This window comes from Gluconacetobacter sacchari (assembly GCF_014174255.1).
GTDB lineage: Bacteria > Pseudomonadota > Alphaproteobacteria > Acetobacterales > Acetobacteraceae > Gluconacetobacter > Gluconacetobacter sacchari.
The window spans coordinates 1-22,867 of sequence record NZ_JABEQJ010000007.1 but is presented as its reverse complement, the minus strand read 5'-3'; the positions used below and the strand labels follow the sequence as shown (position 1 = coordinate 22,867).

General features: G+C 67.6%; 20 protein-coding genes. 10 read left to right on the top strand and 10 right to left on the bottom strand.

Translation table 11 applies throughout. The features are described 5' to 3' along the window. Positions 1-68 precede the first annotated feature (68 nt). A complete protein-coding gene (locus HLH48_RS06935) occupies positions 69-2,030 on the top strand; it encodes a putative bifunctional diguanylate cyclase/phosphodiesterase (RefSeq protein ID WP_264812734.1) in 1,962 nt (653 codons plus the stop codon). Positions 2,031-2,044: 14 nt separating this feature from the next. Beyond that, complete coding sequence (locus HLH48_RS06930) at positions 2,045-2,935, top strand: DMT family transporter (protein WP_182996894.1); 891 nt, start codon at positions 2,045-2,047, stop codon at positions 2,933-2,935. Positions 2,936-2,960: 25 nt separating this feature from the next. Here HLH48_RS06930 and HLH48_RS06925 read toward each other — a convergent pair whose 3' ends face one another. From HLH48_RS06925 to HLH48_RS06910, 4 genes are all read right to left on the bottom strand, one after another. Then, positions 2,961-3,560, bottom strand: a complete 600-nt coding sequence (locus tag HLH48_RS06925) for an IMPACT family protein (RefSeq protein WP_246387080.1) — start codon at positions 3,558-3,560, stop codon at positions 2,961-2,963. Next, complete coding sequence (gene radA, locus HLH48_RS06920; RefSeq protein ID WP_182996773.1) at positions 3,557-4,960, bottom strand: DNA repair protein RadA; 1,404 nt, start codon at positions 4,958-4,960, stop codon at positions 3,557-3,559. Before radA ends, HLH48_RS06925 begins: the two co-directional genes overlap by 4 nt. 64 nt (positions 4,961-5,024) lie before the next feature. Next, positions 5,025-5,819 carry an ABC transporter ATP-binding protein gene (locus HLH48_RS06915; protein WP_182996772.1) on the bottom strand — a complete coding sequence of 265 codons (795 nt, stop codon included), beginning with the start codon at positions 5,817-5,819 and terminating at the stop codon, positions 5,025-5,027. Then, on the bottom strand, positions 5,816-6,601 hold the full coding sequence (locus tag HLH48_RS06910; RefSeq protein ID WP_182996771.1) for an MlaE family ABC transporter permease: 786 nt from the start codon (positions 6,599-6,601) through the stop codon (positions 5,816-5,818). Before HLH48_RS06910 ends, HLH48_RS06915 begins: the two co-directional genes overlap by 4 nt. Positions 6,602-6,973: 372 nt before the next feature. Between HLH48_RS06910 and HLH48_RS06905 the strand changes: the two genes are divergently transcribed. Beyond that, on the top strand, positions 6,974-8,287 hold the full coding sequence (locus tag HLH48_RS06905; protein WP_220795033.1) for a UDP-glucose dehydrogenase family protein: 1,314 nt from the start codon (positions 6,974-6,976) through the stop codon (positions 8,285-8,287). A gap of 15 nt (positions 8,288-8,302) precedes the next feature. Here HLH48_RS06905 and HLH48_RS06900 read toward each other — a convergent pair whose 3' ends face one another. Continuing rightward, positions 8,303-9,574, bottom strand: a complete 1,272-nt coding sequence (locus HLH48_RS06900) for a multidrug effflux MFS transporter (protein WP_182996769.1) — start codon at positions 9,572-9,574, stop codon at positions 8,303-8,305. 195 nt (positions 9,575-9,769) lie between these two features. Between HLH48_RS06900 and HLH48_RS06895 the strand changes: the two genes are divergently transcribed. Beyond that, complete coding sequence (locus HLH48_RS06895; RefSeq protein ID WP_182996768.1) at positions 9,770-10,012, top strand: DUF3297 family protein; 243 nt, start codon at positions 9,770-9,772, stop codon at positions 10,010-10,012. A gap of 97 nt (positions 10,013-10,109) precedes the next feature. Continuing rightward, complete coding sequence (locus tag HLH48_RS06890; protein WP_182996767.1) at positions 10,110-11,366, top strand: NAD(P)/FAD-dependent oxidoreductase; 1,257 nt, start codon at positions 10,110-10,112, stop codon at positions 11,364-11,366. A gap of 54 nt (positions 11,367-11,420) precedes the next feature. Here HLH48_RS06890 and HLH48_RS06885 read toward each other — a convergent pair whose 3' ends face one another. Next, positions 11,421-12,101: a helix-turn-helix domain-containing protein gene (locus HLH48_RS06885; RefSeq protein ID WP_182996766.1), complete on the bottom strand. Its 681-nt coding sequence runs from the start codon at positions 12,099-12,101 to the stop codon at positions 11,421-11,423. Between HLH48_RS06885 and HLH48_RS06880 the strand changes: the two genes are divergently transcribed. Next, positions 12,100-12,975 (top strand): DUF4410 domain-containing protein, encoded by an 876-nt coding sequence (locus tag HLH48_RS06880; protein ID WP_182996765.1) that lies wholly within the window; start codon positions 12,100-12,102, stop codon positions 12,973-12,975. The two genes, HLH48_RS06885 and HLH48_RS06880, sit on opposite strands and share 2 nt — an antisense overlap. Positions 12,976-13,055: 80 nt before the next feature. On the opposite strand, the gene HLH48_RS06875 is transcribed toward HLH48_RS06880, so the two are convergent. Beyond that, a complete protein-coding gene (locus HLH48_RS06875; RefSeq protein WP_182996764.1) occupies positions 13,056-13,952 on the bottom strand; it encodes a LysR family transcriptional regulator in 897 nt (298 codons plus the stop codon). A 139-nt stretch (positions 13,953-14,091) separates the two neighbouring features. On the opposite strand from HLH48_RS06875, the gene HLH48_RS23175 reads away from it, so the two are divergent. Continuing rightward, positions 14,092-14,292, top strand: a complete 201-nt coding sequence (locus tag HLH48_RS23175; protein WP_246387079.1) for a hypothetical protein — start codon at positions 14,092-14,094, stop codon at positions 14,290-14,292. An 11-nt stretch (positions 14,293-14,303) separates the two neighbouring features. After that, positions 14,304-14,486 carry a hypothetical protein gene (locus tag HLH48_RS23170; protein WP_246387077.1) on the top strand — a complete coding sequence of 61 codons (183 nt, stop codon included), beginning with the start codon at positions 14,304-14,306 and terminating at the stop codon, positions 14,484-14,486. A gap of 95 nt (positions 14,487-14,581) precedes the next feature. Here the strand turns inward: HLH48_RS23170 and HLH48_RS06865 are convergent, their stop codons facing one another. From HLH48_RS06865 to ggt, 3 genes are read right to left on the bottom strand one after another with little or no spacing between them, the layout of a single operon-like run. After that, the gene (locus HLH48_RS06865; protein ID WP_182996763.1) at positions 14,582-15,889 is read right to left on the bottom strand and encodes a lipase family protein; all 1,308 of its coding nucleotides are present in this window, start codon (positions 15,887-15,889) and stop codon (positions 14,582-14,584) included. Continuing rightward, on the bottom strand, positions 15,889-18,777 hold the full coding sequence (locus HLH48_RS06860) for a TonB-dependent receptor domain-containing protein (RefSeq protein ID WP_306309961.1): 2,889 nt from the start codon (positions 18,775-18,777) through the stop codon (positions 15,889-15,891). The genes HLH48_RS06865 and HLH48_RS06860 overlap by 1 nt, the downstream gene beginning before the upstream one ends. Before the next feature lie 47 nt (positions 18,778-18,824). After that, positions 18,825-20,507 carry a gamma-glutamyltransferase gene (gene ggt / locus HLH48_RS06855; protein WP_246387075.1) on the bottom strand — a complete coding sequence of 561 codons (1,683 nt, stop codon included), beginning with the start codon at positions 20,505-20,507 and terminating at the stop codon, positions 18,825-18,827. Positions 20,508-20,680: 173 nt separating this feature from the next. Here ggt and HLH48_RS06850 point away from each other — a divergent pair, with 173 nt between their 5' ends. Next, positions 20,681-21,601, top strand: coding sequence for a LysR family transcriptional regulator (locus tag HLH48_RS06850; protein WP_182996761.1), 921 nt, complete (start codon positions 20,681-20,683; stop codon positions 21,599-21,601). Continuing rightward, positions 21,598-22,791, top strand: coding sequence for an MFS transporter (locus tag HLH48_RS06845; RefSeq protein WP_182996760.1), 1,194 nt, complete (start codon positions 21,598-21,600; stop codon positions 22,789-22,791). Before HLH48_RS06850 ends, HLH48_RS06845 begins: the two co-directional genes overlap by 4 nt. The last annotated feature ends 76 nt before the right edge of the window (positions 22,792-22,867 follow it).

Genomic DNA, 22,867 nt, shown 5'->3' with positions numbered 1-22,867 from the left:
TCCCGACAGAGGCCTGACGGAAATGGCCGGCCGCGATCGTGCCGTCCCGGCTTGCGGGATGCACGCGCGTGTCTGAGCATTTCGTCTGCCTTCTCGATCCGTCCGAACGTGTCACCGCCTGGGCCCGGGACGCCGAGCGGCTGACCGGCCACGGCGCGGACGATGTCATCGGCCGGCCCTTCGCCGACCTGTTCCTCGTCTTTCCGCATGCGCCGGCCAACGATGCGCACGCGTCCGACGGGCATGCGGGCGTATTCGTCCGTCATGACGGCCTGCATCTCTGCGTCCGCGTCCGCCGCCACGCCCTTTCCGGCGCGGGACGCGATGCCGACCTGCCGGTAACGGTCGCGATCTCGCGGGACCATCCGGGGGCGCAGGCGGAATCATCCCTGCGCGCGACACTGGACGCCGTGCCCGACGGCATCGCGCTGTTCGACGCCGGTCTGGGCCTGTCGCATCACAATGCGCGCTTCGATGCGCTGGCCGGACTGGCCGAGAACCTCCTGAAACCGGGCGTCGCCGCCGGAACGATGCTGACAGCGCTGACCGGCACGGCCTGGAGCGTGCGCGAGCCGGCATGGCCCCTCGTGCCCGAAGGCTGGTCGGCCGAAACCCTGCGGCTGGGGCGCATGGTGGCCCTGTCCTGGGTCGCGTTGCAGGACGGACGGTTCCTGCTGCTGTGCCGGGACGTCACCGATCTGCGGCGCCTGGAAAATCGCGCGCGTTTTCTCGAACAGCATGACGATCTGACCGGCCTCGCCAACCGCCAGGGCCTGCAACGTCAGTTGGGCGCGCTGTGCGAGGCGTCCGAACCGTTCGCGATGCTCTATTTCGACCTGTTCGGCTTCAAGCGCGTCAATGATTCGATGGGCCACGCGGCGGGCGACGAATTGCTGCGGATCGCCGCATTGCGGGTCCGGCGCGCCGTGGGGGGCGGCGATGTCGCCGCGCATATCCGCGGCAACAAATTCGCGCTGATCGTCCGTTCCGAACGCGGCGAGCCCGCGATCCGCCGGTTCGCCCGCATGTTGCGCAGCGTCCTGTCCCGGCCCATGTCGGTCCTCCGCAACGAGGTGACGGTGGGTGTCGCGATCGGGGTCGTGCGCTTCGCGACCGACGGAGAGGATCGCGAGACGCTGATGGCAAAGGCCGACGTCGCGCTCCATTGCGCCAAGGGCGGCAGCGACGACGGGATCTGTTTCTACGATCCGGAACTCGACACGTTGCGCCGGCGGCGCATGGACCTGGAGCGCGACCTGCACCGGGCGCTGGCGAACGAGGAATTCGTCCTGTACTACCAGCCGTTCCTGAACGTCAGGAGCGGACGCATCGTCGGGGTCGAGACCCTGATCCGCTGGCTGCATCCGCAACAGGGCCTGATCCCGCCCGCCGATTTCATCCCGGTGGCCGAACGGATGGGCCTGATGCACGAAATCGGCGCCTGGACGCTGGAGACGGCATGCCGGCAGGCGATGGAATGGCCGGACGACATCATGGTCTCGATCAACGTCTCGGCGGCGCAGTTCCGCCATGACGGCCTGGTCGACAATGTGGAGACGGCGCTGCAACGCACCGGATGCCCGCCTTCGCGGCTCGAACTGGAAATTACCGAAACCGCGATGATCGACGACGTGCCCCGGGCCGCCCTGGTCCTGACGCGCCTGCGCGAAAAGGGGGTGCAGATCGCGCTGGACGATTTCGGCACCGGCTATTCGTCGCTCAGCTTCCTGCACAGCCTGCCGTTCACGCGGATCAAGATCGATCGCAGCTTCATCAACGACCTGCATGAAGGCAATGGCGACGGCGCCGCGATCGTCCGGGCGATCACCAGCCTGTGCGGCAGCCTGAACGTCGTCGCGACCGCCGAGGGCGTGGAAACGCAGGAACAGTTCGATTACCTCAAGGGGGTCAATTGTTCCGAAGTCCAGGGCTTTCTCATCAGCCGGCCCTGTCCGCCGGAGCAGATCCGGCCCTTTCTCGACGGGATCAATCAGCCCGGCACATTGCCGGGGCTCCTGCCGGCCGGCTGAAACCGTTGAAAACCATGCTCGGCCTGCTGTTTCTATGCGTCGTCGTGATCTGGGGCACGACCTGGTTCGCCATCCATGTGCAGGTCGGCGTTACCATGCCGGGCGCCGCGATCTTCTGGCGATTCCTGATCGCGGCGGCGGCCATGGGCCTGTGGCTGTGCCTGTCCGGCCGGCTGCGCCCGGTCCCATGGCGAACCCATCTATGGCTGGCTCCGATGGGGGCCTGCATGTTCTCGTGCAATTTCCTGGCGATCTACCGGTCCGAGACGATGCTGGCCAGCGGCACCGTCTCGGTGATCTTCAGTCTGGCGACCCTGTTCAACACGCTCAACCAGTGGCTGTTCTTCCGCCTACGCCCCAGCGCGCGCGGCATCGCCGGCGGCTGTATCGCGATCTGCGGCGTCGCGTGCCTGACCGGGCTGGGCGGCGTGGGCGGAATTTCCCATACCGGCGCCGTCCTGGCGATGACGGGCACCTTCCTGTTCTCCTGTGGCAACATCCTGTCGCGCCGGGTGGCGATGGCGGGGGTGGACCTGCCCAACGCGGTCTTTCGCGGCATGCTCTGGGGCTGCCTGGTGCTGGGGCTCTCCCAGGCGATCCGCGGCGAATCCCTGGCCGGCTCGACCGATCCCGCCTGGATCGCGGCCCTGCTCTATCTCGCGCTGCCCGGGTCGGTCGTCGCCTTCCTGGCCTATCTGCATCTCGTTCACCGCATCGGCGCCGATCGTGCGGCCTACACCACCATCCTGTCCCCGGTCGTGGCGCTGCTGATCTCGATCCTGTTCGAGGGCACGCGGTGGACATCGGGCATGACGCTGGGGGTGGGGCTGGTCCTGGCAGGCAATCTCATCACGTTCGTCCGGCTGGGCGGTGCGCGTTCCCCTTCGCGGACAGGGCCATCCTGATTCGCCCGGGATCCGCTCGCCGGCCTCACTCCTCTGCCCGGGGGACCGACTGCCCCCGGGTCAGGTCGGCAATCCGGGCCGTCACCTGGGCGGCGTCGTCCTCGGGCACCGCGATCACCAGCCTGGCGCCCTCGGAGTCGAACGCTTCCTCCTCCACCACCGCATCCAGCAACGGCAGGCGCGCCCGCACCAGCGCCAGGTCGCCGAACCCGCAATGAAAGGCCAGGCGCGTCCGCCGGACGATCGGCACGCGCGGCGCCAGGCGCAGGCATTCCGCCGCCGTGCCGCCATAGGCCCGAACCAGCCCCCCCGCGCCCAGCTTGATGCCGCCGAACCAGCGCGTGACCACCACGACGGTCATGTCGAACCCCTGCCCGTCGATCACTTGCAGGATCGGCCGGCCGGCCGTGCCGCCGGGTTCGCCGTCATCGTCGCTGCGATACGCCTGTCCGATGCGATAGGCCCAGCAATTATGCGTGGCCTCCGGGTCCGACACGGCGCGGACAAAGGCCAGCGCTTCGGCGGGGGTCGCCACCGGCGCGGCCCGCGCCAGGAACAGGCTCTTGCGGATGTCCCGTTCCAGCCGGGCGGGCTCGGCCAGCATCACCAGGCCGCCCGAGTTCATGTCTCTTCGCCGTCCGCACCGCCGAACAGCGCCACCAGGTCGCCCAGATGGCCGATTTCATTCAGGTGCAGCCCATCGGGCGCGACCAGCCTGGTATTGCCGCGCGCGATGCGCCGGGGCAGGAAGGCGGCATCGAAACCCAGTTTCCGGGCCTCCTTCAGCCGGGCATCGACCTGGGCCACCTGACGGATTTCCCCCGACAGGCCGATCTCGCCGAAATAGACGGCACCGGCATGGGTGGGCTTGCCGGTGGCGGCCGAGACCAGCGCCGCCGCCACCGCCAGGTCGGCCGCCGGTTCCAGCACGCGCAGGCCCCCCGCGATGTTCAGATGCACGTCCATGCCGTGCAGCTTCAGCCCGCACCGCGCCTCCAGCACCGCCAGCAGCATGTTCAGGCGCGAGGGGTCCCAGCCCACCACGGCGCGGCGCGGCGCGGAATCGCCCGATTTGGGCGACAGCAGCGCCTGCACTTCCAGCAGCACCGGCCGCGTGCCCTCGATCCCGGCGAACACCGCCGATCCGGCGATATGTCCCCGCCGTTCGGCCAGGAACAGGGCGGACGGGTTGGGCACTTCGACCAGCCCCTGGTCGGTCATGGCAAAGACGCCGATCTCGTCGGTCGCGCCGAACCGGTTCTTGGCGGCCCGCAGGATGCGGAACTGGTGGCCGCGATCGCCTTCGAAATACATCACCGCGTCGACCATGTGTTCCAGCACGCGCGGGCCGGCCAGCGCACCCTCCTTGGTCACATGCCCGACCAGGATCAGGCTGAACCCCCGCTGCTTGGCCAGCCGGATCAGCTCGAACGCCGTGGCGCGCACCTGGCTGACGGTGCCGGGCGCGCTCTCGACCGATTCCAGCCACATGGTCTGGATCGAATCGATGACGACCAGCGCCACGTCGGCCTCGCTCTCCAGCGTGCCGGCAATGTCGGTGACGTTGATCGCGGCGGCGATCTCAAGCCCCGGCGCATCCAGCCCCAGCCGGCGCGCGCGCAGGCGGATCTGGTCCACCGCTTCCTCGCCCGAGATATATTTCACCCGCCGGCCGGTGGCCGCCAGCGCGCAGGCGGCCTGCAACAGCAGCGTCGATTTGCCGATGCCCGGGTCCCCGCCCACCAGCACGACGGAGGCCGGCACCAGCCCCCCGCCCAGCACGCGATCCAGCTCGGCCATCCGCGTGCCGATGCGCGGCGGCGGCTCGGCGGTGCCGGACAGGCTGACGAACGCGACTTTCGCCCCCCGGCCGCGGCGCGGCGCGGCGCCCCCGCCGGCGGCGGGTTCCACAGCTTCCTCGACGATGCTGTTCCACGCGCCGCAGCTTTCGCAGCGCCCCGCCCATTTGGGAAAGACGGCGCCACAGGACTGGCAGACATAATGGACGGAAGGACGACGGGCCACGGTCACTCCGAAAGGCGGGGGCGTCTGTTCCCTGCTGAAGGAAGAAAGCGGGAAACGGCGTCCGTCACTGCCGCAACTCCATGCGGATCGGCCCTTCGCGCCGCCCATGGGTAAACTGGTCGACCATGGGATTGCCGCTGTCCAGCAGCGACGTCGCCGGCCCCTGCCAGATCAGCTTGCCCTTGTAGAGCATCGCCGCCTGGTCGCCGATACGCTGGGCCGAGGCCATGTCGTGCGTGATCGCGATCGCGGTCGATCCCAGCCGACGCACGCAATCGACGATCAGCCCGTCGATCACCGCCCCCATGATCGGGTCCAGCCCGGTGGTCGGCTCGTCGAAGAACAGGATATCGGGCTGGCCGGCAATGGCGCGGGCCAGGCCCACGCGCTTCTGCATGCCGCCCGACAGTTCGGCCGGCGACAGCGCGCCGACCGACGGGTCCAGCCCCACCTGCTCCAGCACCCGGCCGGCCTGGGCGCGGGCCTCGGCCCGGCTGGGGCGCCTGCCGTGCTTCCGCCCGGCGGCCAGCAGGCCGAAGGCGACATTTTCCCACACGCTGAGACTGTCGAACAGCGCCCCGTTCTGGAACAGCATGCCGATCGTCTCGCGCGCGGCCTCCCGCCGCCGGGCGGGCAGGGACAGCAGATCGACGCCATCGATCTCGATCGTGCCGGCATCGGGCGGGATCAGCCCCAGGATGCAGCGCAGCAGGACGGACTTGCCGCTGCCCGACCCGCCGATGATGACCATCGAGGTCCCGGGCATGACATCCAGGTCGATCCCGTCGAGAACGATCTTGGGACCGAAGGCCTTGCGCAGGCCCCGAATGCGGATCCTGGGCGTGGTTTGTTGCGTCATTGCGAGAAGAACACGTCGGTCAGGAGGTAGTCGGACGCCAGCAGCAGGATCGACGCCGCGACGACGGCGGCGGTGGTGGCCGACCCGACGCCCTGGGCGCCGCCCCGGCTGGTATAGCCATGGTAGCAGCCCATCAGCGTGATCAGGAAGCCGAATACCGCCGCCTTGGCCAGGCCCACGGTCACGTCTATCGTCTTCACCGCGCCGAAGGTGGCCGCGATATAGGCCGGCGCCGAGAAATCCAGCTTGACGACCGACACGATGAACCCGCCCAGCACCCCCAGCAGGTCCGCCACCAGCACCAGGCAGGGCAGGGCGATCGTGCCGGCCAGCAGGCGCGGCGTGACCAGATATTTCATCGGGTTGGTCGACAGGGTCGTCAGGGCGTCGATCTGGTCGGTCACGCGCATGGTGCCGATTTCGGCGGCCATCGCCGCTCCCACCCGTCCGGCCACCATCAGCCCGGCCATCACCGGCCCCAGTTCGCGGGTCACGGCCAGCACGACGATGCCGGCGATGGCGCCCTGGGCGTGGTACTGGGCAAAGCCGGTATAGGATTGCAGCGCGATCACCCCGCCCGAGAACAGGGCGGTCAGCGCCACCACGGGCAGCGAGAAGAAGCCGATCTCGACCAGCGCGCCGAGGAAGATCCGCCAGTAGAAGGGTGGCCGGACCAGGTGCGACACGGCCGCGATGGCAAACAGGGTCAAGGCGCCGGCGGTCCGCACCAGGTTCAGGGCGGCCCGCCCGAGCGCCGCGATGAAATCGAGTACGGCGTTCACGCGTGGCGTAACCGGCTGGCCGGCCGGACAACAGCGGCAAATGGATCCATCATCCCCCTGCCGTAGCGCGCCAGGCCCCTCGCGTCAAAGAGGGCGTCCGAAAAGCCGGCCCCCATGCCATAGGCAAAAAAACGGCGCACCGAAGCGCGCCGCCGTAGTCTAGGGAGGAAACGTCCATGAAGCGCGACCAGCGCTGCTTCACCTTCTCTCATGATCGTGAGGACACGCGGAGTCAAGAAAATTGTGCAATGCAATATATCTCCGCGACGCTGCCCTGCCATGCGGCAAGCTGGCCAAAAGCCGGTCGAGGCGCCATATTCCCGCGCCGTAGGGGAAGTGCGATCCACAGGAGGATGACCGGTGCGCATTGCAATGATCGGCGGCGGCTATGTCGGCCTGGTTTCGGCCGCCTGTTTCGCCGAATTCGGCAACGATGTCGCGGTGGTGGAAATCGATCCGGATCGCCTGGCCGCCCTGCGTGACGGCCGGATCCCGATCTACGAGCCCGGGCTGGATACGCTGGTGGCCGACAATAGCCGGGCGGGCCGCCTGTCCTTCGGCGCCGATATCGCCGAGGCCGTCACGGGGGCCGAGGCGATCTTCATCGCCGTCGGCACGCCGCCGCGCAATGGCGACGGCCAGGCCGACCTCACTTACGTGCATCAGGCCGCCCGCCAGATCGCCCGGGCCATGGGCGGCCATGCCGTGATCGTCACCAAATCGACCGTTCCCGTCGGCACCAGCCGCCGCATCGCCGAAATCGTGCGCGAAGAGCGGCCGGATCTCGATTTCGATGTCGCCTCCAATCCCGAATTCCTGCGCGAGGGCAGCGCGATCGGCGATTTCATGCGGCCCGACCGGGTGATCGTGGGTGTGGACGAGAACGCGCCCGACGGCGGCGCGCGCACGCGCGGCGTGCTGGGCGCGCTCTACCGTCCCCTGTCGCTGATCGAGGCGCCGGTCCTGTTCGTGAAGCTGGAAACCGCCGAACTGACCAAATATGCGTCCAATTCGTTCCTGGCGATGAAGATCTCGTTCATCAACGAAATGGCCGATCTGTGCGACCGGGTGGGCGCCGATGTCCACGACCTGGCGCGCGGCATGGGGCTGGACGGCCGGATCGGCCGCAAATTCCTCCATCCCGGTCCGGGCTATGGCGGGTCGTGCTTCCCCAAGGACACGCTGGCCCTGACTCGCATCGCGCAGGAAGCCGGGGCGCCGACCCGCCTGATCGAGGCGACGGTGGCGGTGAACGACGCCCGCAAGATCGCCATGGCCGGCCGCATCGCCGCCGCCTGCGGCGGATCGGTGCGCGGCAAGCGGGTCGCCGTGCTGGGCCTGACCTTCAAGCCCGAAACCGATGACATGCGCGAGGCCCCGTCGATTCCCATCCTGGTGCGGCTGGCCGAACAGGGCGCGCAGATCCGCGCGTTCGATCCGGTCGGCATGCCGGTCGCCCGGCCGCTGCTGCCGCCGGGCCTGACCTATTGCGACAGCGCCCTCGACGCGGCGCAGGATGCCGACGTGCTGCTGGTGCTGACCGAATGGAACGAATTCCGCGCCCTGCCGCCAACGCAACTGGCGGCGACGATGCGGGGCCGGGTCGTCGTCGACCTGCGCAATATCTTCGACCCCGCCGCGATGAAGGCGGCGGGCTTTGCCTACCAGTCGCTCGGGCGCCCCTGATCCGGCACGTCGCCGCTACTCTGCGGCCAGGGCATGCCGCCGGTGCCACAGCATGCATGTCAGCATGCCCACGATGCCGCCCGCCATCGTGGCGGCCACCGGCACGGCGCTGGTCAGCGGCAGGTAGCCCAGCAGCACGCCGCTCAGCGACCCGATGGTGAATTGCAGGGTGCCCAGCAGGGCCGAGGCGCTGCCGGCATGGTGCCCGTGCCGGGTAAAGGCCAGGACCGTGGCATTGGGATTGACGAAGCCCAGTGACCCGGTGACCAGCCCGATCATGGCGCAGACCAGCATCGGGTGGCCCGGCCCGGCGACGCCGGCGACGGACAGGCTCAGAAACAGCCCGGCCGACAGCGTGATCGCCACCACGCCGCGCTGCATCAGCACATGCGGCGCGATCCGGTGGACCAGCCGGCCATTGATCTGCGCGCCCGCGATGAACATGGCGGCATTGATGCCGAAGAACACGCCGAACTGCCGCGGCGTGAAGGACAGGACCTGCTCGAACAGGATCGGGGCGCTGGCCAGGTAGGCAAACATCACGAAGGCCGAAAACCCGAGCAGCAGCGCGGCCGACAGGAACATCGGCTCCCGCGCGATCCCGACATAGCGCCACAGCACGGTCGAGACCGACAGCGCGATCCGCCGCTCGCGCGGCAGGGTGTCCGGCAGGGTCCAGGCGATGGCCCCCACCCCCAGCACGCCATAGAGCGTCGCGAACCAGAAGATCCAGCGCCAGTGCCCGACCGACAGCACCAGGCTGCCCAGGCTGGGGGCCAGGATCGGCATCAGGCCGAACACCAGGGTCAGTTGCGCCATGATCCGCGCGCCCTGGGCGCCGGTCGCGATATCGCGCACGATGGCGCGCGGCACCACGACGCCGGACGACCCGCCCAGCGCCGCCAGGAAGCGCCAGACGCAGAACATGTGATAATCGGCCGACAGCGCGCATCCGGCCGAGGCGATGCTGAACAGGGTCAGCCCGCCCAGCAGCGGCACGCGCCGGCCCAGCCGGTCCGACAGCGGCCCCTGCGAGAACTGCCCGACCGCCAGCCCGGCGAACCATGCCGCCAGCGTGATCTGCGCTGAGCCCGGGCCGCCGCCCAGTTCGCGATCGACCGCCGGAAAGGCCGGCAGGTACATGTCGGTCGCCAATGGCCCGATCGCCGTCACCAGCCCCAGCAGGATCACCAGCCACGCGGGCAGCGAACCGACGGGAATGCGATGCCGATAGGCGATGCGGGAAGGCGGGGCCGAGAAAGGAGAGGTGGAACCGGAAGCCGACATGGAATTGCGCCATGAACCCGAATGACAAGCGGGACCGTATGTCACGGTTTCCGCGCCGCATGTCCATTGCATTCGGCACGCGTGAGGCCGCGCGGACACATGGCAGACGCGCGCGGGCGGTTGGATTGGCCGCCCGGACCCGCTATGTCACCACCGCTGTCTCAACACTCGAATCCCCAGCAAAGGTCCCTCCCGATGAGTGATACGCCGCCCGATCGCCTGTGCGCCAACGCCGAAAGCCCGTTCCACGATGCCGCCCTGCTGGAACGTGGAATCGGCGTGCGCTTCAAGGGGGTCGAGAAGACGAACGTCGAGGAATATTGCATCAGCGAGGGCTGGGTGCGGCTCGCGGTCGGCCGCACGACGGACCGGCGCGGCAACCCCATGACCATCAAGCTCCAGGGCCCGGTCGAGGTCTGGTTCAAGGACCAGGCGTAGGCCCGCCGGGCAGCCTCCCGGAATTCGCTTACGACTTTGCGGCATGGGCGACTAGGATCGGCCTCCGTTACGGATACCAGCGTAAGGAGAGACGCCCATGGCCCCGACCCAGACCGACATTCCGGATAGCGACCGCTTCACCGTCGTCATCGTCGGCGGCGGGGCCGCGGGGCTGACGGTCGCGGCGCGGTTGCGGCGCGCCCGGCCCAATCTGTCGATCGCGGTCATCGACCCCGCCACCACCCACGCCTACCAGCCCGGCTGGACGCTGGTGGGCGCCGGTGTCATGGCCCTCAAGGATACGCTGCGGCAGGAAGGCGGGCTGATCCCCAAGGGGGTCCGCTGGCTGCGGGCGGCCGTCCGGTCCTTCACGCCGGAGAACAATCTCGTCACCCTCGCCGACGGCCGGCAGATCGGCTATCGCCGCCTGGTGGTCTGCCCCGGCCTGCAACTGGACTGGGGCAGGATCGACGGCCTGACCGAGACGCTGGGCCGCAACGGCGTATGCAGCAATTACGCGCGCGACACGGTGGAATATACCTGGTCCTGCATCCAGTCGCTCAAGGGCGGCACGGCGCTGTTCACCCAGCCGCCGATGCCCATCAAATGCGCAGGCGCCCCGCAGAAGATCGCCTATCTGGCGTCCGACCACTGGCGGCGCGAAGGCGTGCTCAGCCGCATGAAGGTCGAATTCGACGTGGCGGGCGACGCGCTGTTCGGCGTAAAGTATTTCGTGCCGCCGCTTCAGGATGCCATCGATTATTACGGCATCGACCTGCATCTGCGGCATAATCTGGTGGCGGTCGACGGGCCGAAGCGCGTGGCCACCTTCGCCGTCACCGCGCCCGACGGCAGCAGCAGCACGGTCACGCGCGCGTTCGACATGCTGCATGTCACCCCGCCGCAGAGCGCCCCCGATTTCATCAAGTCCAGCCCGCTGGTCAACGAGGCCGGCTGGCTGGACGTCGATGCCGCGACCCTGCGCCACGCGCGTTTCGAAACCGTGTTCGGCCTGGGCGACGTCATCGGCACCAGCAACGCCAAGACGGCCGCCGCCGCCCGCGCCCAGGCGCCGGTGGTGGTCGACAACCTGCTGGCCTCGCTGGACGGTCGCCCGCTGGCGGCGGCGTATGACGGCTACGGCGCCTGCCCGCTGACGGTGTCGTACGGGCGGGTGGTGCTGGCGGAATTTCTCTATGGCGGCGTGCCGGCTCCCAGCTTCCACTACGACCAGCGCAAGCCCAGCCGTTTCGCCTGGATCCTCAAGACCAGGGTTTTCCCGCAACTCTACTGGAACATGATGCTGACCGGCCGCGACGTGCATCTGCCGCACAGACCGATCAGGGACGCCTGACCGCCTCGACCCGCGGCTCCCTTCGATCAGCGCCCATCAAGGAATCACGATCAATCATTTTCGAGCGAAATCGCTGGGATTCATACCGGTAAAACGACGACAGAGATTGAAGAAGCTGGTCGCGCTGTCGTAGCCAAGCATAAATGCCGTCTCCGTGACCGAGGCACCGGATGCCATCAGGCTGTAACCACGCAAAAGACGCGCGGTCTGCATCCAGACTCCCGGCGAAAGACCGGTTTCTTCCCGGAAGTGACGGGTGAATGTCCGTCGTGACATGCGGCAGCGGCTGGCCAGTTCGTCAAGACTGGCGCGCTCATCGCATTCCATCGACCAGTCCGACATGACCTGGCGCATCACTTGATGCGTCGGAATAGGCAAAATAACAGGCTGCGCAATGCTGCGTGCCATTTCGTCGAGCAGCACCGCGAGCCTGTGACTGTCGAGCATTCGCTTCGGCAATCCATGCTCGGCTTCCTCGCCCCAGCGCTCCATCAACGCAAGAATCAATGGCGTTGCGTTAAATACAACAGCCGCTTCGGGGAAGAATTCTTTCGTCATATCAGCGGAAACATGTATCCGGATGCCGGACACGTTGGACAGTGATCCCCCGTGCAATGTTCCCGCGGGCACCCAATAGGCTTGACCAGCAGGAATAAGCCAGCGCGCATCGGCGGAAGTCGACAGCAGATGCCCGTTCTGAATGACGTATATTTCCCCATGGGAATGACTATGCATGGGACTCGCCACACTGAGGCCGCGATCTATCTGGGCCAGAATCGCACAGTCGGCCGGCAGACAATCCACGCTGCTCTCCATGGTTGACTGGGACGTCATTGGCCTAAAACGAACGAATTATGACCTTGCAATGTTAGCGGGTCTTTCGGTCAATGGCGATAGTCGCCCTATGGACAAATACCCTTCACACACGCGTTGCCCGCCCGGTCTTTCGGTCATCCTCCTTTGCCTGCCCCTGCTGGCAGGGTGTGCGGGAACCCACGTGGTCAGCGAGTCGATGACGGCTCCGCCCGCCAGACTGCCCCGCCCCCACAGCATCTCGATCGTCGTGTCGGACACCAGTCCCCTGCCAAAAAAGGCTAAACGGGTCGCCGGACACAGTCACGATGTGCAAATTGCCGAAGCCGACCTCACGCAGGATCTCACACATCTCCTGGCTGCGCGGAATCTGGCCGTGGTCCCGCCAGGGCAGGCGGCGGATCTGACTCTGCAATGCGTCATCACTCAAGTCCGGAGCGGGAGTGCCATCGCACGTCTTTTGATTGGATATGGCGCGGGCAAAGCATTGCTGCGCGTGTCCACCACGCTTTCAGTCCCGCATGCGGAAAAGCCGACATTACTGACGTTTTCGACCTCCAGCACAACCGGAGCCATGCCAGGCGCGGGCTTTGGCATTGCGTCGGCAGCAGGCTCCGCGGGAACCGCCGTTCATATGATTGGGCCTGTACTGGGCATTCCGGGCACCTTGCGACAGGGTTTGGGACAGGAAGCACAACAGACGACGACACGCATTGACGACGAGCTTGCCCGGTACTTCTCCCAGCAGGAATGGCCGTATCCCCGACCACCCCAGTCATTCTGGAGCAGAATATAAAAATGCGACCAATCGGAACGTGACCCCCGCGAACCGCGGCACCGGAATGCCGGTGCCAGCAGCAACGCTCCGGCCCTCGCTCAGGTCGGTAAAACGAAGACCTTCTCCGGGAACGTCTTTTCGACCATGTCCAGGAAAGCACGAACCTTGGCGCCGACAAGACGGCGCGAACTTTGCAGCGCCCAGATTTCAACCGACGGGCCGGCGTGGGTTCCCCAGCAGGCGAGCCGGCCCGCTTCGACATCGTCCGCGACGAGAAGCTTCGGCAGCAGAGCCGCGCCCGCGCCCGCCAGCACGGCATCGCGCACCATCAGGAGTGACGAGAGGCGCATGACCAGTTTCGGCGCGAGGACGCTCTCGCTGGCCGTTCCGGAACGCATGCGCCAGACGGCGGTCGAGGGCGCAGCACTCAGCAGGACGGCCCTGACGGGACAGGCCGCGCCGTCCGTCGTCGGAATGGGCCGCTTCATGTCCGTCGGCGCCACGACCCAACGTTCATCGGTGAGGAAACGGCGGCCGACAAGCTTTTCATCCGGCGAAGGGTCGATGCGGATCACCAGGTCGTAGCCGTCTTCGACCGGATCGACCATGCGATCCTCGGCGACGATCTCAAGCTGGACCTCCGGAAAGGCGACGGCGAAGCAGGCGGCGATCCGGGGAAGTGCCACATGGGCGAAGACCACCGGCGCGCTGACCCGCAATCGGCCCCTCGGGGTCGATGCCCCCAGGATGACGGCCTCGCCTGCCTCCGCGATTTCCGACAGCAGCCCCTCCGTGCGCTCATGGAGCGCGCGCCCTTCGTCGGTCAGTCGCAGGCTCCGGGATCCTCGTTCGATCAGCCTGACGCCGAGGCTCTGTTCGAGTTCGGCGATCCGACGCGACAGCGTCGCCTTCGGCCGACCGGTCACACGGCTGGCGCGCCCGAAGCCGCCATGGGCAGCGACCAGATTGAAGTCGGAGAGGGCTTCGAGATTCATCGCACTGTTCCGATTTTGAGACGCGCCGTCTCGAACATGCCGTCTCCTATTCTCGATTGGAACGGAACGACCTGCGTCAGAAAGACCCGCTGCTGAAATTCGGCGCATACGGCGCGCCGATCGGCGCCAAGGCGTCTCGATGGTCGATATCCGCGACATCGGCGAGGCCGCCGCGATCGAACTGGTTCGCCGGGAGCAGGCCGCGGCACCCCTCGGCCGCGAGACCTATGCGCTGGTCGGCCCGGACGGCCTGACCGGTGAAACCATCGCCGCTACCTGGAGCGCGGCGCTCGGCCGCGCCATTCGGCCATTCGCTACGGCGGCGACGATCTCGGCGTGATGGAACACCGCATGAAGACCATGTTGCCGGCCTGGCACGCGCTCGATCTGCGCCTGATGTTCGCCCGCTACCAGAGTGATGGCGCGGTCGCGACGGCAGGCGACATCGCGCACCTGACGAAACTGCTCGGTCGCGCCCCACGCTCCTATGCCGCATTCGCCAGGGACGCCGCCACCCGGTGGGCAAATAGCTGAACGCCGACCGGCCGCGACGTGCATCGGCCGCACAGGCCGATCAAGGACGCCTGGCCGCCTCGACCGTGCCCCAGTCCCCCCGGGGCCATCCGGTCCTAGTTGTTCCAGCGGATACCGGGCGCGGGCGCCTGGACGGCCGTCAGCGGGCGGATCGTCGCGCAATTGCTCCGGACCGGCTTGCCATGCAGCAGGGCCAGGGCGAAGGGCACGGACTCCCCGGCCGAGACATTGACCGCGCCGTTATGCGTCAGTCCCGGATATTCCTTCCAGGTGACGTTGGTGCCGGCGTCGCACATGGCGGCGACGGCGTTATATTGCTGCGTGACCCCGGCCTCGCCGTCGGCCATCCCGGTGCCGACAAAGACCGGCATCGTCAGATGGGCATCGGGAATACGGAAATCCGCGATCCGCTCGGGGTCGAAGCGCGCGTGCCCGCCCACGAAGGCCTCCGTCTCGCCCAGCTTTTCGCGCGTGGTGTATTTGAACAGGTCCCCCAGGCAGGACCGTCGCGCCTGCACCGCCAGGTCGCGGCCGCGCGGCGTCAGGTCCGCGTCGACATCCGTCCCGGGATGCAGGCTCTTTTCGCTCCCCTCGGTCGTCAGGATGGCAAACGATGCCGACATGGTGGCGGATTCCGTGGTGCTGCGCGGCACCGGCGGATGCGCGGGGTGCGGCCCGATGCCGAACGCGGTCACCACGCCCGTGGCCACCGTGCCCAGGATATGCAGCTCCGGGGCGTAGCGCGGGGCCAGCCACGCCGCCCCCAGGGCCGCGCCCCCGCCCTGCGACTGCCCGACCAGGATAATCCGGTTGGACAGCAGGCCGCGATCATGGGCCAGGGCGGCCCGCAGCGCATCCAGCGCGCTGTATCCCTCGGGACGGTAGAGCAGATAGGGGTGCGGCCCGGGCGTGCCCAGTCCCTGGTAGTCGCTGGCCACCACGGCGAATCCCGCGCTCAGCCACCGGTCCAGATAGGCCCGGTCGCGCGAGAAATAGCCGCGCCAGGACGGCGCGCAGACATCGGCGACGCCGGTCGTCCCATGCTCCCACGACACGATCGGCCATCCCCCGGCGGGCGGCATGCCTTTGGGCAGGATGATCTGTCCGGAAACGACGGTCTGCGTCCCGGCACCGACGCCGCTGGTCGAGGTATAGAGAATCCGCTCCGCACCGCCGGCGGCCGGCGGCAGCGTCGCCCCGGTGATGGCTTCGGTGCGGAGCATGTGCCCGGGCCCCGCGGGCACGGTCGCAGGAGGCTGGTAGAAGGCGCTCACCCCGCCATCTCCATCCGGGCGGTCGGCCGGCGGCACGGCCTTCGGCACCGGCGGGGCAGGGGTGGCGGCACAGGCCGTCAGGACGGAACTCGCGGCCAGGGCGGCCAGCAGCGCGCGGCGACCGATCATCAGAAATTCACTCCCGCCTGTAGGAACATGTAGCGTCCGACTTCCAGCGCGCCATAGACCGCGCGATTGGTGTTCGAGATGGAATCGAACACGAAGGGCGGCTTCTTATCCAGGAGATTGCTGATACCCGCTTCGAAGTTCCAGCGTTTCAGGCGATAGCCCAGCGTGATGTCATGCATGAAGATCCCCGGAGTCTGGTACTGGCCGGCGGTCGCGCGTGTAAGGTCCCGGGTGCCGTTGTTCCAGACCATGCCGCCGGTATAGGTCATCATATAGGTCAGGCTGAAGGCATCATGCCGCCAGGTCACGGTGGCATAATCGCGCACGCGCGGCTGGCCGCCCGCGTTCATGCCGATTCCGCCCTGGTAGAACAGCCTGCCCGCATAGTTGTACCAGGCTCCCCCCGGCACATATTGTTCGAGATAGCTCACCAGTTGCTGGAAATTGTTCGAAAGCGACAGCGTATCCCGCCACGACAGCCGCAGCCGGTAGTCGAGGTCGAAATCGATGCCGCTGGTCCGCAGGCCGCCCAGATTCTCGTCCAGGGCATAGACCGACGTCAGTTGCCCCGACGCCGAGCGCGGCGCGATGGACCCGCAATACGCGGAACCCGCCCCGGTATAGCATTGATCGAGGATATATTGCGACCCGATCGAGGAGATCGTGTTCTTGATGGTGTAGTGCCAGTATTCCACCGAGGCCGAAAGGCCGGGTACCCAGTGCGGCGTGACCACGGCGCCGACGGTATAGGTCTTTCCGGTTTCGGGGCGCAGATGCGTATTGCCGCCGCTGATGGTCGGCACGTAACCGCCATTGGTACTGACGAATGTTTTCGGATCGACCCCTTCCGAGAGGCAACGGGCCTGCACGGCGGCGGCCGAGGCGCCATAGGACGACACCTGGCTGCAAGGATCGTTGCCGGCCACATAGCCGAAGCTCTGCCCGCCATAGAGTTCGTACACGTTGGGCTGGCGATACGAGGTCCCCAGCGTGGCGCGGAAGCGGATATCGCTCACCGGCGCCCAGTTGATGCTGCTCTTCCAGTTCCGGGTAGAGCCGAACGTGTTGTAGTCCGACCAGCGGCCCTGGGCATCGACCGTCAGGTCCCGGGCCAGAAAGGCGTTGTGCAGAAGCTGGAGTTTCGCCTCTCCATAGACTTCCGTCACGTTGAACCCACCGCCGGTATAGGCCGAGCCGCTATCGGCCGAATCCCCCGACGCCAGGATCGGGTCCGGGCTGTAGCTCAGTTGCTCGCTGCGATGCTCCATGCCCAGCGCGATCCCCAGCGTCCCCCCGTCGCGATAGGGCATATGCGCCACATGGTCGTTGTGGAGCCGCAGGTTGAAGTCGCGCAACTGGTAGGAGGAATGATTGTTCTCGGTGAATTTCGCATAATTCGCGGCCTGCTGCGACCACGGCATGAACGGGTTCTGCAAGACGCATCCGGGCTGGCCGGTACACACCGTCGGGTCATAGACCACCTTGCTGGACGCACTGGACGGGTCGAGCTGACGGATCCCGAGTTCCTGCGTGATATGCAGGTAATTGCCGATATTCTGGATCGAGTCCGTATCCTGGTTCCAGCCATAGGTCATCGAGGCATCGTATTGCCATCCGGCGACGATCTCGCCCTTCGCGCCGCCCATGACGGTATAGGTATCGCTCGCGTTATTGTCGGCGCGCGGGCCGAACTCGTTCATGCGCCTGGTCAGGTACACGTCGCGGCCGAAACTGTTATAGGGGCTGCCCGCCGGCAGGATCAGGCTTTCCGGCAGGGTGGACGGCGCGATGCTGCCCTCCACCGGCTCCGCCGCGTTCAGGATCGAGGCGGTGCGATGGCTGTAGCGCACGTTGGAATAAAGCGTGAGATGCGGGCTGACGTCATAATGGGCATCGCCCGACAGCGACGAATTCTGGAGATACCCCAGCAGGCTCTTGTCCTGCGCGAAATTGTAGGTATCCGCGGCCGTCCGCTTGTGGAACGTGCCGTCATTGTTCGAGACGAGGCTCAGCCCGCCGCCGGTCACGCGGGTCTCGGGCAGGATCGACGAGCCGAAGCGCGCGATCCCGGCAGGGGCATTGGTCACCTGCGGGTCGGCGGCCCAGGCGCGCGTGGGCTCATAGACCATGCCCTGCGTGTCGTACTGGCCAAAGACCGTGACGTTGCCGCGACCATGGTCGAAATTGAATCCCTTGTAACCCGAGATCACGCCCGTCCGCCGGTCGCCATACGGGGTGATGCCGCCGCGCGCGGTCAGGCCGCCATCGCCCAAATCATGGCGCAGCTTGATGTTGACGACGCCCGAAACGGCATCGGCGCCGTACAGTTCGGATCCGCCATCCTTCAGGATCTCGACGCTCGCGATCTGCTGGACCGGAATGGTATTCAGGTCGACGCAGTCGTTATTGCCGTTGATCGCGGTGCGCTTGCCGTCGATCAGCACCAGCACCCGGTTGCCGCCGAGATTGCGCAGGTCGGTGCAGGCGGCCCCTGCCGCCGGTTCCGCGTTGCTGGTGCCGGCCGAGCCGATCGAGGGCAGGCGCTGGAGATAGTCGCCCAGCGTCGTGGCCGATGTCTGCTGGATCTGCCGCGCGGTAATGATCTGCACCGGGTTCGCGTTCGCGTTGTTCGACGTGCCGAGAAACGAGCCGGTCACCTGCACCGTCTCCGGGCGCGCCTCGGCGGCGTTGATCCCGGGCAGCACGCGCGGCGTCGCCGTTGCCTGTCGCACGATTTTGCGCGCGGGGGCGCGGTCGCCCTGGTCCCGGGCGGCGGGGGCGGTCCGGTCTGGCGTCCGGGCTGGTGTCTGGGCCGAAAGCGTCAGGGGCACGAATCCCCCAAGCGCCGAAAATGAAAGCAGAAGAAAGCGTGCCGAGCGCATGCGCATGGTGTCCAAATCCCTGATTGTTCCGCGAACCTGAAAAATCCTCTGTCCTAGTCCCCCATCGCGACACCGTCCCTGTGCGGGTCCGCCCACCCTTCCAGGCCGCGCGGCGTCACGACCACGGCCTGGACGGCCGCGTTCATGATGTCGATCTTCGGCTTGTGCCCCATGGCTTCCAGCATGGGGGCCAGCCTCTCGGCCGCCGACCCGCGCTCCAGCTCCTCGGCGTGGTTCTGCGCGCCGATGCGCGGCTGGTCGATCGCATCGCGGATGCTCATGCCCCAGGCAAGGCGGCCCACCAGCGTCTGCACCACGGAATCGATGATGCGCGCCCCCCCTCCGGCACCGATGATGATTTCCGGCTGCCCGTCGGGGCCGAACACGATGGTCGGCGACATGGTGGTGGTCGGCCGCTTGCCGGGAGATGCGGCATTGGCGGGCACCTGGCCGTCGATCCGCGGCCGGGTGGCGAAATTGGTGATGGCGTTGTTCAGCACCATCCCGTCCGAAACCAGGTCGCTGCCGAAATTGAGATTGATCGTGGTGGTGAACGACACGGCGTTGCCCGCCGCGTCGCGGATCGCGATGTGGCTGGTCGCGGGCAGGGCCATCGGGTCCGATGCCGGGCGCATCGCCTGCCGGCCGTCGATCGTGCCGGGCCGCACCGTCGCCGCGGCGTGGTCCGGCGCGATCAGCCGCGCCCGCGCATCCAGATAGGCAGGGTCCAGCAGGACGTCGGTCGGCACGGGCACGAAATCGGGGTCGGCCGCGTAACGCCGCCGGTCCGCCTCCGCCAGTCGCGACGCCTCCAGCAGGAAATGCGCGGCCTGGACGCTGCCCGGCTGATAGCGCGCGATGCCGACCCGATCGAGGATCGCCAGTTGCTGGAGCACCGACAGCCCCCCGGCGACGGGCGGCGCGGCCGAGCAGATCCGGCGGCCGAACGCGGTGATGCACAGCGGCGTCCGCTCGCGCACGCGGTAGCGCGACAGGTCCGCCCGGCTGATACGGCCCGGCAGCGGGCCGGTGTCCACGGCCCGGCGCAGATGCTCGCCCAGGATGCCGTCATACAGCGGCGCATCCCCCTCCCGCGCGATCAGCGCGAGCGTGGCGGCCAGGGCCGGGTCCTTCAGCATCGTTCCCACCGCCAGCGGCTTGCCCGCCGCGTCGAAATAGGCGGCGAACTGCGGCAGCCTCGCCAGTTCCGGCCGTTCGGTCAGCACGAGATGCAGGTAGGGCGACAACGCGAAACCATCCCGCGCGGCGCCGATGGCATCCTGGAACAGCCGGTCCCACGGCAACCTGCCATAGCGGCGATGCAGCAGCGCCATGGTGCGCAGCGTGCCCGGCACGCCCACCACGCGCCCGCTGCGCTGGACCGTCTCCTTCGGCCAGGCATGCCCGGCGGCATCATGGGCGTAATCGGCCGGCACATCGGCGGGGGCCAGTGCCAGCCCGTCATAGAAATGCAGGCGGGAATGCTCCCCGTCCCACACCAGCAGGGCCGAGCCCCCGCCCAGGCCCGAGGCCTGCGGCTCGACGACGCCCAGCATCATCTGGGCCGCGATCGCCGCGTCGACGGCCGAGCCCCCCTGCCGCAGGATCGTCAGCGCCGCCTGCGACGCCCGGGGGTTCGCCGTGGCGGCCATGGTCCGCGTGGCATGGACCGGCGGCGCCTGCGGGGCGGCCGGACGATCGGCGAGCGTGCAGCCCGTCGCGAGGATGCAGGTCATGAGCGTGGCAAGAGGCAGGCAACGTCTACGGCGTGCGGCGGAAGCTGCGGTGATCATCAGAAATGGAAGGCTCCATCAAAAAGGGCGGAACGATGCTTGAAAGGAATGTTGCGCAATCTTATCGACCAGATAAACTCCTCTGCGATTGCAGGATTATGAAGCTCTGATTGAAAATGAATTTTTTCCAGACGATGTCGGTGTTCGTGGCGGTGGTCGAGACGGGCAGCATGACCGCGGCGGCCGAGCGCAGCGGCATCTCCACGACCATGGTGGGCAATCACGTCCGCCAGTTGGAGGAGCATCTGGGCGCCAGTCTCCTGCGCCGGACGACCCGGCGGCAGAGCCTCACCCCGTTCGGGGCCGCCTACTACGAAAAATGCCTGCACATCCTCGCGCTGGTGTCCGAGACCGAGCAGATGGCCCAGTCGCTCCAGTCCATCCCCAGCGGCACGCTGCGCATCACCGCTCCCGTCACCTACGGGTCCGAAAACGTCACGTCCTGCGTCGCGGCCTTCCTGATCGCCCATCCGGAGGTCGAGGTGGAACTGATCCTGTCCGAGCGCAGCGTCGATCTGGTCGAGGAGAAATTCGACCTCGCCATCCGCCTGGGAGAGCCCGAGCCGTCGAACCTCGTCTCCCGGCGCCTGACGGACAACCGCATGGTGCTCTGCGCCGCGCCCGCCTACCTGGCCCGGCGTGGAGAGCCCCGCACCATCGGCCAACTGGCCTCGCATGACGGGCTGTGTTTCGCCTACACGGCACGTTCTCCCTGGCACTGGGCGCGGCGGGAATGGCGTTTCGAGGGGCCGCGCGGGCCGGTATGCGTGGAAATGCGCCGCCGCGCGCTGGCAAATTCAACCCAGGCGCTCCGGCGCGCGGCGCTGGAAGGGGCCGGAATCGCCATGCTGCCCGCGACCCTCGTCGGCCCGGATCTCGAAACCGGCCGCCTGCGCGCCGTCCTGCCCACCGCCACGCTGCCGTCGCGCCCGATCTATCTGCTCTATCACCGCGAGCGGCATCACGCGCCCGCGCTGCGGTCGTTCATCCGTTTCGCCCTGCGCACGCTCGGCGCGCAGACGGAGCTGCTGGCATGAGGCGCGCCACCCTGGCATCCATCGGCGGCAATGTCCTGGAATATTTCGATTTCATTATGTACGCGCATTTCGCGCGCGAAATCGGCAGCACGTTCTTTCCGCCAGGCGTCCGCTTCTCCCAGACCACGGCCGCGCTGGCCGCCTTCGGCCTGACATGCTGCGCGCGCCCTGTCGGTGCATGGATCCTCGGAGGATACGCCGACCGAAAGGGGCGCCTGCGCAGCCTGCGGGTTTCGATCGTCATCATGACCACGGCCACCTTCGTCCTGGCCACGGTCCCCGGCTACGCGCGGATCGGCCTGCTGGCGCCGGCCGTCATCATGCTGGCCCGCTTCTGCCAGGGCCTCTCGATGGGCGGCGAGTTCGGCAGCGCGACCGCGTTCCTCATCGAAAGCCGCCCCGCCCACGCCACGCGCGCCGCAAGCTGGCAGGCCATCGGACAGATCCTGGCCTCCCTCGGCGCGCTGGCCGTCACGTTCGGCCTCCGGCAGGTCCTGCCCGCCGGCGCGTCCGATGAAACGGGCTTCCGCATCGCGTTCGGAATCGGCACGCTGCTGGGCATCCTCGCGCTGCTCGCCAGAATGGGCGCCGAGCCCACTCCCCCGCGCGGGCCGGCTGCGCGCGGCATGCCGGCTCCGCCGGCCGATGCGCGTTTCTGCCTGCGCGTCGTCACGGTCGGCAGCATGGTCGCGCTGGGCGCCGGGATCACCTATTTCGGCCTGGCCATGCTGGCCTACGCCCAGTCCGAACTGCATGTCCCCGCCGACATCCCCCTCTATGCCTCCGTGATCAGCGTGGTGGGGCAACTGGCGTTCACCCCGCTGCGCTGGCGCCTGGCCAACAGGTTCGACCGCACCGGCCGCATCGTGCCCTCCCTGGCCGGATGCGGGCTCGTGGCTGTCCTTTCGCTGTGCGCGGCCTGCGCGGTCGGGCGCCATCCCGGACTGGTGCTGGTCCTGCCGCTCGGCCTGAACCTGCTGGGACTATCCTATTTCGCCCCACTCGACGGGCAGATGGGTCTGGTGTTTCCCGCCGCGCAGAGGGGCCGGGGCCTGGCGATCGGCTATGCCTGCGGTGTCGTCCTGTTCGGAACGCTGCTGCCGTTCCTGATCGGCTGGCTGTCGGGCGGCGTCCCGGTCGTGCGGTCCTGGGTACGTAACTGCTCACGGGGCTGGCTTTTTTGGTGCTGATCAGGCGACGACGAACGTTCCATCGACGAGACTTCGGATTGCACTGAGGGCGGTTTGGCCTGAGATGCGGGCGGTC

Bases quoted from the DNA above. Each gene is read 5' to 3' on its own strand.
- HLH48_RS06930 (WP_182996894.1), top strand. From the start codon at position 2,045: ATGCTCGGCCTGCTGTTTCTATGCGTCGTCGTGATCTGGGGCACGACC.
- HLH48_RS06925 (WP_246387080.1), bottom strand. From the start codon at position 3,560: ATGAACTCGGGCGGCCTGGTGATGCTGGCCGAGCCCGCCCGGCTGGAA.
- HLH48_RS06915 (WP_182996772.1), bottom strand. From the start codon at position 5,819: ATGACGCAACAAACCACGCCCAGGATCCGCATTCGGGGCCTGCGCAAG.
- HLH48_RS06905 (WP_220795033.1), top strand. From the start codon at position 6,974: ATGATCGGCGGCGGCTATGTCGGCCTGGTTTCGGCCGCCTGTTTCGCC.
- HLH48_RS06900 (WP_182996769.1), bottom strand. From the start codon at position 9,574: ATGTCGGCTTCCGGTTCCACCTCTCCTTTCTCGGCCCCGCCTTCCCGC.
- HLH48_RS06895 (WP_182996768.1), top strand. From the start codon at position 9,770: ATGAGTGATACGCCGCCCGATCGCCTGTGCGCCAACGCCGAAAGCCCG.
- HLH48_RS06890 (WP_182996767.1), top strand. From the start codon at position 10,110: ATGGCCCCGACCCAGACCGACATTCCGGATAGCGACCGCTTCACCGTC.
- HLH48_RS06880 (WP_182996765.1), top strand. From the start codon at position 12,100: ATGGGACTCGCCACACTGAGGCCGCGATCTATCTGGGCCAGAATCGCA.
- HLH48_RS06885 (WP_182996766.1), bottom strand. From the start codon at position 12,101: ATGCATAGTCATTCCCATGGGGAAATATACGTCATTCAGAACGGGCAT.
- HLH48_RS06875 (WP_182996764.1), bottom strand. From the start codon at position 13,952: ATGAATCTCGAAGCCCTCTCCGACTTCAATCTGGTCGCTGCCCATGGC.
- HLH48_RS23175 (WP_246387079.1), top strand. From the start codon at position 14,092: ATGGTCGATATCCGCGACATCGGCGAGGCCGCCGCGATCGAACTGGTT.
- HLH48_RS23170 (WP_246387077.1), top strand. From the start codon at position 14,304: ATGAAGACCATGTTGCCGGCCTGGCACGCGCTCGATCTGCGCCTGATG.
- HLH48_RS06865 (WP_182996763.1), bottom strand. From the start codon at position 15,889: ATGATCGGTCGCCGCGCGCTGCTGGCCGCCCTGGCCGCGAGTTCCGTC.
- HLH48_RS06860 (WP_306309961.1), bottom strand. From the start codon at position 18,777: ATGCGCATGCGCTCGGCACGCTTTCTTCTGCTTTCATTTTCGGCGCTT.
- ggt (WP_246387075.1), bottom strand. From the start codon at position 20,507: ATGACCTGCATCCTCGCGACGGGCTGCACGCTCGCCGATCGTCCGGCC.
- HLH48_RS06850 (WP_182996761.1), top strand. From the start codon at position 20,681: ATGAATTTTTTCCAGACGATGTCGGTGTTCGTGGCGGTGGTCGAGACG.
- HLH48_RS06845 (WP_182996760.1), top strand. From the start codon at position 21,598: ATGAGGCGCGCCACCCTGGCATCCATCGGCGGCAATGTCCTGGAATAT.